Genomic DNA, 12290 nt, shown 5'->3' with positions numbered 1-12290 from the left:
ATGCTGTAAAACGGCCTTTTTCTTTGACTCTAAGACGTTACAAAGTTAATATGCGCGCCCTATGCAAAAGGTAAAATTACCCCTGACGCTCGATCCGGTCCGCGCCGCGCAAAAACGCCTGGATTATCATGGTGTTTATGCACCTGAATTGGTGGCGCGCCTGGCCGAAACGGTCGTGAGTGTGGACAGTGATGTGGAATGTGCCATGTCGTTTGCGGTTGACAACCAGCGCCTCGCGGTTCTTCAGGGAACAGCGGATGTGCAGGTGACGTTAATGTGTCAACGCTGCAACCAGCCATTTCCGCAAGCTGTACACGTAAGCTATTGCTTTAGTCCGGTCTCTTCTGACGATCAGGCTGAAGCACTACCGGAAGCCTACGAGCCGGTTGATGTCAACGATTTCGGTGAGATCGACCTGCTGGCAGTGATAGAAGATGAGCTCATCCTCGCGCTGCCGGTGGTTCCGGTGCATGATTCTGAACACTGTGAAGTGTCCGACGCGGACATGGTCTTTGGTAAGCTGCCTGAAGAGGCAGAAAAACCAAATCCATTTGCCGTATTAGCCAGTTTAAAGCGTAAGTAATAGGAGTAAGGTCCATGGCCGTACAACAGAATAAACCAACCCGTTCCAAGCGTGGCATGCGTCGTTCGCACGATGCCCTGACCACTGCCACTCTGTCAGTAGATAAAGTTTCTGGTGAAACTCATCTGCGTCACCATATCACTGCGGATGGTTACTACCGCGGTCGCAAGGTTATCACCAAGTAATTCTTTGCGGTTACGCAAGGCGATACCTTGACACGTTTGACCCTGGCAGTTGATGCCATGGGCGGGGACTTCGGTCCCTGCGTGACAGTGCCTGCAGCCTTGCAGGCACTGGCCTCTCATTCGCAGCTGGTTCTTCTTCTGGTCGGCGATCCCGACACAATCTCGTCATTTCTTGCCAAAGCGGATTCCTCACTTTTGAGGCGTGTGCAGGTTATCCCTGCCGAATCGGTTATTGCAAGTGATGCGAAGCCTTCACAGGCTATCCGTCAGAGCCGTGGCAGTTCTATGCGCGTGGCGCTGGAGCTGGTTGTGGATGGCAAAGCGCAGGCCTGCATCAGTGCCGGTAATACGGGTGCGCTGATGGGGCTGGCTAAACTCCTGTTAAAACCGCTGGACGGCATTGCGCGGCCGGCACTGATGACCGTTCTGCCCCATCAACAGCAGGGCAAAACGGTCATTCTTGATCTGGGGGCTAACGTCGATTCTGACAGCGATATGCTGGTGCAGTTTGCCATCATGGGGGCTGTCATGGCGGAAGAGGTGCTGGAAATCCGGCAACCACGCGTTGCGCTGCTCAATATTGGCCAGGAAGAGACCAAAGGGCTTGAATCGATTCGCACCGCATCTGCGGTTCTGCGAGCAAGCCCTCAGATCAACTATATTGGTTATCTTGAAGGTAATGACCTGCTGACCGGCAAAACAGATGTGCTGGTCTGTGATGGCTTTGCCGGTAATGTAACGCTAAAAACGATGGAAGGCGTGGTGCGGCTGTTTTTGTCGCTGCTGAAATCGTCAGGCGAAAGTAATAAAGGGACGTGGTGGCTGAAACTGCTGGGACGCTGGCTGAAAAAGCGTATGATCAGGCGTTTCGGTCATCTAAACCCCGACCAGTATAACGGCGCTTGTCTGTTAGGATTGCGCGGAACAGTGATCAAAAGCCATGGCGCTGCCAATATTCAGGCATTCGCTGTGGCAATAGAACAGGCAGAGCAGGCGGTGCGTAAGCAAGTTCCCGAAAGAATTGCCGCGCGCCTTGACGCTGTATTAGCCAGGAGTGACAAAGCGTAGATGTATACCAAAATTATCGGAACAGGCAGCTATCTGCCTGAGCAGATCCGCACCAATGCCGATCTGGAAAAAATGGTGGAAACCTCAGACGAGTGGATTGTCACCCGTACCGGCATTCGCGAACGTCGTATTGCTGCACCCGATGAAACGGTTGCCAGCATGGGCTTTAACGCCGCACAGCGCGCGCTGGAAATGGCAGGCGTTGCCGCCAGCGACATTGGCCTGATTATCGTTGCCACAACCTCATCCAGCCACGCGTTCCCCAGCTCCGCATGCATGATCCAGCAGATGCTGGAGATCAACGACTGCGCGGCATTCGACCTCGGTGCCGCCTGTGCCGGTTTTACCTACGCGCTGAGCGTTGCCGATCAATACATTAAAAACGGTGCGGTTAAGCATGCGCTGGTGATTGGTGCCGATGTGCTGGCGCGCACGCTTGATCCCAGCGATCGCGGGACGATTATTCTGTTTGGCGACGGCGCGGGCGCGGTGGTGCTGGGACAGAGCAGCGAGCCGGGTATTCTCTCAACTCATCTGCACGCCGATGGCCGCTATGGCCAGCTGCTGACCCTGCCTTATCAGGATCGCGCGCGGCAGGATGAACCTGCCTATCTCACCATGGCGGGTAATGAAGTGTTTAAAGTGGCGGTAACAGAGCTGGCACACATCGTTGATGAGACGCTGCAGGCGAATAACCTCGATCGCAGCGCGCTTGACTGGCTGGTGCCGCATCAGGCAAATCTGCGCATTATCAGCGCAACCGCTCGCAAGCTCGGCATGGGCATGGATAAAGTGGTAGTGACGCTTGACCGACACGGCAACACCTCTGCGGCTTCGGTCCCCAGCGCGCTGGATGAAGCGGTGCGCGATGGCCGGATCAAGCCGGGACAACTGATTTTGCTGGAAGCCTTTGGTGGTGGTTTTACCTGGGGTTCTGCACTGGTACGCTTTTGATTGACAGGAAGGACAGATGACGCAATTAGCTTTTGTTTTCCCGGGACAGGGATCTCAGACCGTTGGCATGCTGGCTGAGCTCGCTGCTGATAACCCTCAGATTGAGGCGACTTTTCGCGAAGCGTCTGATGCGCTGGGTTACGATCTGTGGCAGCTGGTTCAGCAGGGACCCGCTGAAGAGCTGAACAAAACCTGGCAGACACAGCCAGCATTGCTGGCGGCCTCAGTCGCTATTTACCGCGTCTGGCAGCAGAAGCAGGGCGCTCAGCCGGTGCTGCTGGCAGGTCACAGCCTGGGTGAGTACTCGGCGCTGGTTTGTGCGGGCGTGCTGGCGTTTGCTGATGCCATTAAACTGGTCGAACTGCGCGGCAAACTGATGCAGGAGGCGGTCCCGGAAGGCACGGGCGCCATGCAGGCGATTATCGGTCTTGATGATGAAGCGATTCGCAAAGCCTGTGAAGAGAGCGCACAGGATGAAGTGGTCTCGCCGGTGAACTTCAACTCGCCGGGCCAGGTGGTGATTGCCGGTAACAAAGACGCGGTTGAACGTGCTGGCGCGGCCTGTAAAGCAGCCGGTGCGAAACGTGCGCTGCCTCTGCCGGTTAGCGTGCCCTCGCACTGTGCGCTGATGAAGCCCGCCGCTGTAAAGCTCGCCGTAGCGCTTGAAGAGATTACCTTTAACGCGCCAGATGTGCCGGTCGTGAATAACGTTGACGTTAAATGCGAAAGTGATGCTGCGGCTATCCGTAATGCCCTGGTACGTCAGCTTTACAGCCCGGTACGCTGGACCGAATCAGTACAATTTATAGCAGAGCAGGGTGTTACCCAGCTGCTGGAGATGGGTCCGGGCAAAGTCCTGACCGGTCTGACGAAGCGTATTGCTGATAGCCTGACGGCAGCTGCAGTCAACGATCCTGCATCGCTATCTGCAGCACTCTCTCAGGAATAAGAGGATAATCATGAATTTTGAAGGTAAAGTTGCGCTGGTAACGGGCGCAAGCCGCGGTATTGGCCGGGCCATTGCAGAGACGCTGGCGGCACGCGGTGCAAAAGTTATTGGTACAGCGACCAGCGAAAGCGGTGCTGAAGCCATCAGCGCCTATCTCGGCGACAACGGTAAAGGTCTGGCGCTGAACGTCACGGATGCAGCCTCTATCGATGAAGTGCTGGCAAAAGTACGTGCTGAATTTGGCGAAGTGGACATTTTAGTCAATAATGCAGGCATCACGCGTGACAATCTGCTGATGCGCATGAAAGATGATGAGTGGGATGATATTCTTAATACCAACCTGACATCAGTTTTCCGTCTGTCCAAGGCGGTCATGCGTGCCATGATGAAAAAACGTGTGGGCCGTATCATCACCATCGGTTCTGTAGTTGGAACCATGGGTAACGCGGGTCAGGCTAACTACGCTGCAGCAAAGGCGGGTTTGATTGGCTTTAGCAAATCACTGGCGCGTGAAGTCGCGTCACGTGGCATTACCGTAAACGTCGTGGCACCGGGCTTTATTGAGACGGACATGACGCGTGCACTGAATGAAGATCAGCGCTCGGGCATTCTGGCAGAAGTGCCTGCAGGCCGTTTAGGCGACCCGCAGGAAATTGCTAATGCTGTTGCATTCTTAGCCTCTGACGAAGCAGCCTACATCACAGGTGAAACGCTGCACGTCAATGGCGGCATGTACATGGTCTGATAATCACGAAATCATTTGCATTATTTGCGGTAAACACCGCAGAATAGCGCAAAATCGTGGTTCGACCAGCCGGGATTTTGTTGCATCTTTTTCACCATTTTATACACTACGAAAACCATCGCGAAAGCGAGTTTTGATAGGAAATTAAATAGTATGAGCGATATCGAACAACGCGTTAAGAAAATCGTAGCTGAGCAGCTGGGCGTTAAAGAAGACGAAGTGGTTAACACTGCTTCTTTCGTTGAAGACCTGGGTGCAGATTCTCTTGACACCGTTGAGCTGGTAATGGCTCTGGAAGAAGAGTTTGATACTGAAATTCCAGACGAAGAAGCTGAGAAAATCACTACCGTTCAGGCAGCGATCGATTACGTCACTAGCCATCAAGGCTAATGAATATCTTCAGGCGGTCTTATGACCGCCTGAGTTTTATGTTTGCCCCACATTGCGTTATTTTTCCCTCCCTGGAGGACGAACGTGTCTAAGCGTCGTGTAGTTGTGACCGGTCTTGGCATGTTGTCTCCTGTCGGCAATACCGTAGAGTCTACCTGGAGTGCTCTCCTTGCCGGTCAGAGCGGCATTACCCTGATCGACCATTTTGATGCCAGTGCTTATGCAACGCGTTTTGCGGGCCTGGTGAAAGATTTTAATTGTGATGAGTACATCTCGCGGAAAGATCAGCGCAAGATGGACGATTTCATCCAGTATGGTATTGCGGCTGGCATTCAGGCTATGGCGGACTCCGGTCTGGTCGTAACTGATGAGAACGCCGGACGTATTGGCGCGGCTATTGGTTCTGGTATTGGCGGACTGGGTCTGATTGAAGAGAACCACAGCTCGCTGGTTAAAGGCGGCCCGCGCAAAATCAGTCCATTCTTTGTACCTTCTACCATTGTTAATATGGTCGCCGGTCATCTCACCATTATGTACGGCCTGAAAGGCCCAAGTATTTCGATCGCTACGGCCTGCACCTCAGGCGTACATAACATCGGCCACGCTGCACGTATTATCGCTTATGATGATGCTGATGTGATGCTGGCAGGTGGCGCGGAAAAAGCCAGTACGCCTCTGGGCGTGGGCGGTTTTGGTGCGGCACGTGCGCTTTCAACGCGAAACGACAATCCGCAGGCGGCCAGCCGTCCGTGGGATAAAGATCGTGACGGGTTTGTACTGGGTGACGGTGCCGGTATTGTGGTACTGGAAGAGTATGAACACGCCAAAAAGCGCGGTGCGAAAATCTATGCTGAAATCATTGGTTTTGGCATGAGCAGCGATGCTTACCATATGACATCACCGCCGGAAGATGGCTCAGGCGCCGCTGCAGCGATGATCAACGCGCTGCGTGATGCGCGACTCGATCCGTCACAGATCGGCTATGTCAACGCGCACGGCACCTCTACGCCAGCCGGTGATAAAGCAGAAGCGCAGGCGGTGAAATCCGTATTTGGTGCGTCAGCACACAGCGTTATGGTCAGCTCGACCAAATCAATGACCGGTCACCTGTTAGGTGCTGCCGGTGCTGTAGAAGCGATTTATTCGGTTCTGGCACTGCGCGATCAGGTCGTTCCGCCAACCATCAACCTGGATAATCCGGATGAGGGATGTGACCTGGACTTTGTGCCGCATACGGCGCGCCAGGTTAGCGGTCTGGAGTATACATTGTGTAACTCCTTTGGATTTGGCGGCACAAACGGCTCGCTGATTTTCCGCAAGGTATAATCGCTATTCTGCCGAACAGAGGCCCGCAATGCGGGCCTTTTTTCTGATCTGCTCTTCAGCGCACCTATCCGGGCTGATGAGATCATTTCAGGGCTGACTGTCTGAGGAGAGCGCGGTGTGGATTAACGGTATTCCGCAAACAATGCTGCCGGCCAGCGATCGTGCCGTTCAGTTTGGCGATGGCTGTTTTACCACGGCCGCCGTGCATAACGGCAGAGTCGTGATGGCTGAGGCGCACCTGCAGCGTCTGGAACAGGGGTGCAGGCAGCTTCTGCTGCCGATGCCTGATCTGTCGCTGCTGGCGGATGAAATGCGGCGTATTGCGCAGGGGCATGCCCGGGCGGTGCTCAAGATCATCCTCACGCCGGGCTCCGGCGGACGGGGCTACAGCCGGCGCGGCTGTCAGGCTCCTGTGCGCATCCTCTCACTGTCACCCTGGCCACAGCATTACGCTACACTGCAGCAGCAGGGTGCGAGCCTGGTCACCAGTCCGGTGCCCCTGGCCCGTAATCCGCTGCTGGCAGGCATCAAACACCTCAACCGGCTGGAGCAGGTGATGATTCGCCACCACCTTGATGAAACCGATGCAGACGAGGCGCTGGTACTGGACACCGCGGGATGCGTGGTAGAATGCTGCGCTGCCAATCTGTTCTGGCGCAGCGGCACCCGGATTTTTACTCCCCATCTGGATCAGGCGGGCGTAAACGGCATTATGCGACGTTTTCTGATGGCACAGCTGGCGGCCAGCGGCCAGGCTTGCCAGGAAGTCAGCGCGCCGCGTGAAGCGGTCCTCGGCGCTGACGAAGTCGTGATCTGTAATGCACTGATGCCGGTGCTGCCGGTGCGGCAAATCGATGACATCGTTTTCACTGAACGCACGCTGTATCAGCAACTTTTTACCTGTTGCCAGAAAATGGACGTAACATGAGTCGAACCAAAAAAATTATTGCGGGTGTGGCAGCGATCGCTGCTGCCGCTGCCGCGTTTAGCTACTGGCAGACAGAGCGCCTGGCAGACGCGCCGCTGACCATTCACCAGGAAACTCTTTATACGCTGCCGGCGGGTAGCGGACGCGTAGTGCTGGAAGCGCAGCTGGAGAGTCAGCATATTATTCCGCGCAGTATCTGGTTTGGACCGCTGCTGAAGCTGCATCCGGCGCTGGCAGAGTTCAAAGCGGGTACTTACCGGCTGGAGCAGGGCATGACCGTGCGTCAGCTGCTGCAGCTTCTGGCCAGCGGTAAAGAGGCGCAGTTCCCGCTCCGTTTTATCGAAGGTTCACGCCTCAGTGAGTGGCTGAGCGAGCTGCGTAAAGCGCCTTATCTGAAGCATACGCTCGCAGATGACAGTTTTGCCAGCGTGGCGGCAGCGCTGAAGCTGGAGGCTGCACAGCTCGAGGGCAGCTTCTATCCCGATACTTATCTCTATACTGCCAATACCACGGACGTTGCAGTACTGACGCGTGCACACACCCGCATGAACAAGCTGGTCGATGAGGTCTGGCAGAAGCGTATGGCGAATCTGCCCTATAAAGATCCGCGGGAGCTGGTGACAATGGCGTCAATTATCGAGAAAGAGACGGGCGTAAGCGAAGAGCGCGCGCGGGTAGCGTCTGTGTTTATTAATCGTCTGCGCACCGGGATGAAGCTCCAGACCGATCCCACCGTGATCTACGGAATGGGCGAGCGCTATACCGGCACGCTGACGCGCAAAGATCTCGATACGCCGACCGCCTATAATACCTACAGCATCAGCGGCCTGCCGCCCGGACCGATTGCGATGCCGGGGCGCGCCTCGCTGGAAGCCGCTGCGCATCCGGAAAAGAGCAGCTATCTCTATTTTGTCGCGGATGGCAAGGGCGGGCATACTTTTACCACGAATCTCGCCAGCCATAACCGGGCGGTGCAGGCTTACCGCCAGGCGCTGAAGGAAAAAAATGAAGAGTAAGTTTATTGTCATTGAAGGACTGGAAGGCGCGGGTAAAACCACGGCGCGCGATGCGGTAGTGGACGTTTTACAGCAGCACGGCATCAGCGACATCGTATTCACCCGCGAGCCGGGCGGCACACCGCTGGCCGAACAGCTTAGGGTGCTGGTGAAGCAGGGTATTGAAGGCGAACAGGTTACCGACAAAGCTGAGCTGCTGATGCTCTATGCTGCCCGGGTGCAGCTGGTAGAAAACGTGATCAAGCCGGCGCTGGCGCGCGGCGCGTGGGTAGTGGGCGATCGTCACGATCTCTCCTCGCAGGCTTATCAGGGCGGCGGACGTGAAATGGATGCCGCGCTGATGACCACGCTGCGTGATGCGGTGCTGGGCGATTTTCGTCCCGACCTGACGCTCTACCTTGATGTGACGCCGGAAATCGGACTGCAGCGCGCCCGGGCCCGTGGCGCGCTGGATCGCATTGAGCAGGAGTCGCTGCGCTTTTTCGAACGCACCCGTGCACGCTATCTGGCGCTGGCGCAGGCGGACACCAGCATCGTGACTGTCGATGCAACGCAGCCTATTGATGAGGTGACAACGTCACTTAAAGCTGCCCTGCATCGCTGGCTGGCCGGGCAGCGCCCATGAACTGGTATCCGTGGCTGAATCAGCCCTACCGGCAGATTATTGCCCGCCATCAGGAGGGCGTGGCGCATCATGCGCTGCTGCTGCAGGCACCTGAGGGCATGGGAGACGATGCGCTGGTATGGGGCATCAGCCGCTGGCTGATGTGCCAGCAGCGTGAAGGGGCTAAAAGCTGCGGCGCATGTCACGGCTGTGAACTGATGCAGGCGCATACGCATCCGGACTGGTACCGGCTGGAAGCAGAAAAAGGAAAAGCGTCGCTGGGTGTTGATGCCGTGCGCGACGTGACGGAAAAGCTCTATCATTTTGCGCAGCAGGGGGGTGCGAAGGTGGTCTGGCTGCCGGATGCTGCCCAGCTGACGGAAGCGGCTGCCAGTGCGCTGCTGAAAACGCTGGAAGAGCCACCCGCAAACTGCTGGTTCTTCCTGAGCGTGCGGGAGTCATCCAGGCTGCTGGCCACGCTGCGCAGCCGCTGTCTCAGCTGGCCGCTGATCCCGCCGGAGGAGTCGCAGAGCCTCGCCTGGCTGGGCCGTGAAGTGACACAGCCGGAAGCGGCGCTGCGCGCTGCGCTGCGACTGAGCGGGGGGGCGCCTGCCGCAGCGCTGGCGCTGCTGCAGCCCGCCCGCTGGCAGATGCGTCAGACGCTATGCGATACGCTGCTCACGGCGCTGAATGACGACATTCTGCAGCTGCTGCCTGCGCTGAACAGTGACGACGTGGCCGATCGTCTGGGCTGGCTCATCTCGCTGCTGGTGGACGCCATGAAAATGCAGCAGGGTGCAGCGGCGTGGCTGAGTAATGGCGATCGGCCTGATGTTGTGACCGCGCTGGCCCGTCAGCTGAACAGCAACGCCCTGAACAGCAGTGTGCAGCAGTGGATAGCCTGTCGCGAACAGCTGCTGCACGTTGCATCGCTTAACCGCGAACTTATTCTGACCGACCGGCTGCTGGCCTGGAGCCGTTTACTGGCACCGCCTGTCATCAGCCCGTAATTATCTGAGAAAATTATGTTTATTGTTGATTCCCATTGCCACCTCGATGGCCTTGACTATGAAAACCAGCACCGCGACCTGGATGACGTTATCGCCAAAGCCGCCGCGCGCGACGTAAAATTTATGCTGGCGATTGCCACCACGCTGCCGGACTACTATCGCATCAAAGCGCTGGTGGGCGAGCGGCAGAATATTGCGCTGGCCTGCGGCGTTCATCCGCTGAACCAGGAGGAACCCTGGGATGTGGCGGAGTTCCGCCGCCTGGCCGCAGAGGAGCAGGTAGTGGCGCTGGGGGAAACCGGCCTCGACTACTTCTATCAGCAGGAGACCAAAGCGCAGCAGCAGGCTGCTTTTCGCGAACATATTCGCACCGGTATTGCACTGAATAAGCCGATCATTGTGCACACCCGGGAAGCCCGCGATGATACGCTGGCGATCCTGCGCGAAGAGCAGGTTGAGAAGTGTGGCGGCGTGCTGCACTGTTTTACCGAAGATCGTGCAACCGCAGCAAAACTTCTGGATCTCGGTTTTTATATCTCTTTCTCCGGCATTCTGACATTCCGTAATGCAGAGCAGATCCGCGACGCCGCGCGCTTTGTGCCGCTGGATCGTATGCTGGTTGAGACGGATTCGCCCTATCTGGCTCCGGTGCCGCATCGCGGCAAAGAGAATCAGCCTGCCTTTACGCGTGACGTGGCCGATTATATGGCAGTGCTGAAAGGGGTGGATATTAAGACCCTGGCGGCTGCTACCACGCAGAATTTCTCACGCCTGTTTCATATCCCTATGGCGCGTCTGGGTGCCTGAGCCTTTATTTCAAACGCTGTAATTAATCCGTAACGAACTGCCTGTATCAGGTTAAACCCGAAACAGGCAGTGTTTTATTGCGCTATTATCCGGCAGGTCAGTCAGAAAGTGCTGAAAGCTGCGCGCTATCATTGAGGAAACGTGATAGCCGTCAAAGTAACGCGCACCCATTTATTTTACTCTTCGTAATAAATCAAAAGACGCTCAGCGTCATCCGGCTGCGGAACCTCCCCCGCAGCCACGCGCATCGCGCAACTATGCACTCATACTCAGGAGCTTCTATGTTCAAGAACGCATTTGCGAACCTGCAGAAAGTAGGTAAATCGCTGATGTTGCCGGTATCGGTTCTGCCGATTGCCGGTATTTTGTTAGGTGTTGGTTCTGCAAACTTTAGCTGGCTGCCGGCAGTGGTCTCCCACGTCATGGCCGAGGCAGGCGGGTCCGTTTTTGCCAACATGCCGCTGATTTTTGCGATTGGTGTGGCGCTGGGCTTTACCAATAACGACGGCGTGTCAGCACTGGCGGCGGTTGTCGCCTACGGCATCATGGTCAAAACGCTGGCCGTTGTGGCACCGCTGGTGCTGCATCTCCCTGCTGCCGAGATAGAAGCGAAACATCTGGCGGACACCGGCGTACTGGGCGGGATCATTGCCGGTGCGATCGCTGCCTATATGTTTAACCGTTTTTACCGCATCAAGCTGCCTGAGTACCTCGGCTTCTTTGCGGGTAAACGCTTTGTCCCTATTATTTCGGGTCTGACCGCGATCTTTACCGGTATTGTGCTGTCGTTTATCTGGCCGCCGGTTGGTACCGCGATTCAGGACTTCTCGCAGTGGGCGGCGTATCAGAATCCGGTTGTGGCCTTCGGCATCTACGGTGTGATTGAGCGTGCGCTGGTGCCTTTCGGCCTGCATCATATCTGGAACGTTCCTTTCCAGATGCAGATTGGTGAGTTCACCAATGCGGCCGGCCAGGTATTCCACGGTGATATTCCGCGCTATATGGCGGGAGATCCTACTGCCGGTAAACTCTCTGGTGGCTTCCTGTTTAAAATGTATGGTCTGCCGGCTGCGGCTATCGCTATCTGGCATTCGGCGAAGCCTGAGAACCGCGCCAAAGTCGGCGGTATCATGATCTCTGCCGCGCTGACTTCGTTCCTGACCGGGATCACCGAACCGATTGAGTTCTCTTTCATGTTCGTGGCACCGATCCTCTACGTGATCCACGCGATTCTGGCCGGTCTGGCGTTCCCTATCTGTATCCTGCTGGGCATGCGTGACGGTACCAGCTTCTCACACGGCCTGATCGATTTTATCGTCCTGAGCGGCAACAGCAGCAAAATCTGGCTGTTCCCGATTGTTGGCATCATCTACGGCCTGGTTTACTACACCGTCTTCCGCGTGCTGATTACAAAACTGAATCTGAAAACGCCGGGTCGTGAAGATACCGCGATTGAGCAGAGCAGCGTTACCGGCAGCGAAATGGCGGGCAAGCTGGTCAGCGCCTTTGGCGGCAAAGAGAACATTACCAACCTGGACGCCTGTATTACCCGTCTGCGCGTCAGCGTAGCCGATGTGGCGAAGGTTGATCAGGCTGAACTGAAAAACCTCGGTGCCCGCGGCGTGGTGGTGGCCGGTTCCGGTGTACAGGCTATCTTTGGCACTAAATCAGATAACCTGAAAACAGAAATGGATGATTACATCCGCAGTATGTAACACCTTTGCA

At 56.2% G+C, this 12290-nt stretch carries 14 protein-coding genes; all 14 read left to right on the top strand.

Going from position 1 to position 12290, the window contains the following annotated elements:
- Positions 1-61 precede the first annotated feature (61 nt).
- The 14 genes from yceD (at position 62) to ptsG (ending at position 12280) form a co-directional block, all read left to right on the top strand.
- Positions 62-583, top strand: coding sequence for a 23S rRNA accumulation protein YceD (yceD, locus tag B3041_RS10135; protein WP_065649597.1), 522 nt, complete (start codon positions 62-64; stop codon positions 581-583).
- Between the two features lie 14 nt (positions 584-597).
- Entirely contained in the window at positions 598-768 is a 171-nt protein-coding gene (gene rpmF, locus B3041_RS10130) for a 50S ribosomal protein L32 (protein WP_017348070.1), read from the top strand.
- Positions 769-795: 27 nt separating this feature from the next.
- Positions 796-1836, top strand: a complete 1041-nt coding sequence (plsX, locus tag B3041_RS10125) for a phosphate acyltransferase PlsX (RefSeq protein ID WP_065649596.1) — start codon at positions 796-798, stop codon at positions 1834-1836.
- Positions 1837-2790: a beta-ketoacyl-ACP synthase III gene (locus B3041_RS10120; RefSeq protein WP_292972055.1), complete on the top strand. Its 954-nt coding sequence runs from the start codon at positions 1837-1839 to the stop codon at positions 2788-2790. It begins immediately after the preceding gene.
- A 16-nt stretch (positions 2791-2806) separates the two neighbouring features.
- Positions 2807-3739 carry an ACP S-malonyltransferase gene (gene fabD, locus B3041_RS10115; RefSeq protein ID WP_292972052.1) on the top strand — a complete coding sequence of 311 codons (933 nt, stop codon included), beginning with the start codon at positions 2807-2809 and terminating at the stop codon, positions 3737-3739.
- A gap of 10 nt (positions 3740-3749) precedes the next feature.
- Positions 3750-4484, top strand: a complete 735-nt coding sequence (gene fabG, locus B3041_RS10110; RefSeq protein ID WP_065649593.1) for a 3-oxoacyl-ACP reductase FabG — start codon at positions 3750-3752, stop codon at positions 4482-4484.
- Positions 4485-4637: 153 nt separating this feature from the next.
- Positions 4638-4874, top strand: coding sequence for an acyl carrier protein (gene acpP / locus B3041_RS10105; RefSeq protein WP_039383843.1), 237 nt, complete (start codon positions 4638-4640; stop codon positions 4872-4874).
- A gap of 84 nt (positions 4875-4958) precedes the next feature.
- Positions 4959-6200 (top strand): beta-ketoacyl-ACP synthase II, encoded by a 1242-nt coding sequence (gene fabF / locus B3041_RS10100; protein ID WP_065649592.1) that lies wholly within the window; start codon positions 4959-4961, stop codon positions 6198-6200.
- Between the two features lie 115 nt (positions 6201-6315).
- Positions 6316-7128, top strand: coding sequence for an aminodeoxychorismate lyase (gene pabC / locus B3041_RS10095; protein ID WP_065649591.1), 813 nt, complete (start codon positions 6316-6318; stop codon positions 7126-7128).
- Positions 7125-8144: an endolytic transglycosylase MltG gene (mltG, locus tag B3041_RS10090; protein ID WP_065649590.1), complete on the top strand. Its 1020-nt coding sequence runs from the start codon at positions 7125-7127 to the stop codon at positions 8142-8144. Before pabC ends, mltG begins: the two co-directional genes overlap by 4 nt.
- Positions 8134-8769, top strand: a complete 636-nt coding sequence (tmk, locus tag B3041_RS10085) for a dTMP kinase (RefSeq protein ID WP_065649589.1) — start codon at positions 8134-8136, stop codon at positions 8767-8769. The genes mltG and tmk overlap by 11 nt, the downstream gene beginning before the upstream one ends.
- Positions 8766-9758, top strand: a complete 993-nt coding sequence (gene holB, locus B3041_RS10080; protein WP_065649588.1) for a DNA polymerase III subunit delta' — start codon at positions 8766-8768, stop codon at positions 9756-9758. Before tmk ends, holB begins: the two co-directional genes overlap by 4 nt.
- A 15-nt stretch (positions 9759-9773) precedes the next feature.
- The gene (locus B3041_RS10075) at positions 9774-10565 is read left to right on the top strand and encodes a metal-dependent hydrolase (protein ID WP_292972040.1); all 792 of its coding nucleotides are present in this window, start codon (positions 9774-9776) and stop codon (positions 10563-10565) included.
- Between the two features lie 281 nt (positions 10566-10846).
- Positions 10847-12280 (top strand): PTS glucose transporter subunit IIBC, encoded by a 1434-nt coding sequence (gene ptsG, locus B3041_RS10070; protein ID WP_065649586.1) that lies wholly within the window; start codon positions 10847-10849, stop codon positions 12278-12280.
- The last annotated feature ends 10 nt before the right edge of the window (positions 12281-12290 follow it).

This window comes from Pantoea sp. UBA4549, from assembly GCF_002387285.1.
Taxonomy (GTDB): domain Bacteria; phylum Pseudomonadota; class Gammaproteobacteria; order Enterobacterales; family Enterobacteriaceae; genus Pantoea; species Pantoea borealis.
This window is presented reverse-complemented; position numbering and strand designations above follow the sequence as displayed.

What these genes read in the sequence shown, in the direction of transcription:
- yceD (WP_065649597.1), top strand. Translation starts at nt 62, where the DNA reads ATGCAAAAGGTAAAATTACCCCTGACGCTCGATCCGGTCCGCGCCGCG.
- rpmF (WP_017348070.1), top strand. Translation starts at nt 598, where the DNA reads ATGGCCGTACAACAGAATAAACCAACCCGTTCCAAGCGTGGCATGCGT.
- B3041_RS10120 (WP_292972055.1), top strand. Translation starts at nt 1,837, where the DNA reads ATGTATACCAAAATTATCGGAACAGGCAGCTATCTGCCTGAGCAGATC.
- fabD (WP_292972052.1), top strand. Translation starts at nt 2,807, where the DNA reads ATGACGCAATTAGCTTTTGTTTTCCCGGGACAGGGATCTCAGACCGTT.
- fabG (WP_065649593.1), top strand. Translation starts at nt 3,750, where the DNA reads ATGAATTTTGAAGGTAAAGTTGCGCTGGTAACGGGCGCAAGCCGCGGT.
- acpP (WP_039383843.1), top strand. Translation starts at nt 4,638, where the DNA reads ATGAGCGATATCGAACAACGCGTTAAGAAAATCGTAGCTGAGCAGCTG.
- mltG (WP_065649590.1), top strand. Translation starts at nt 7,125, where the DNA reads ATGAGTCGAACCAAAAAAATTATTGCGGGTGTGGCAGCGATCGCTGCT.
- tmk (WP_065649589.1), top strand. Translation starts at nt 8,134, where the DNA reads ATGAAGAGTAAGTTTATTGTCATTGAAGGACTGGAAGGCGCGGGTAAA.
- holB (WP_065649588.1), top strand. Translation starts at nt 8,766, where the DNA reads ATGAACTGGTATCCGTGGCTGAATCAGCCCTACCGGCAGATTATTGCC.
- B3041_RS10075 (WP_292972040.1), top strand. Translation starts at nt 9,774, where the DNA reads ATGTTTATTGTTGATTCCCATTGCCACCTCGATGGCCTTGACTATGAA.
- ptsG (WP_065649586.1), top strand. Translation starts at nt 10,847, where the DNA reads ATGTTCAAGAACGCATTTGCGAACCTGCAGAAAGTAGGTAAATCGCTG.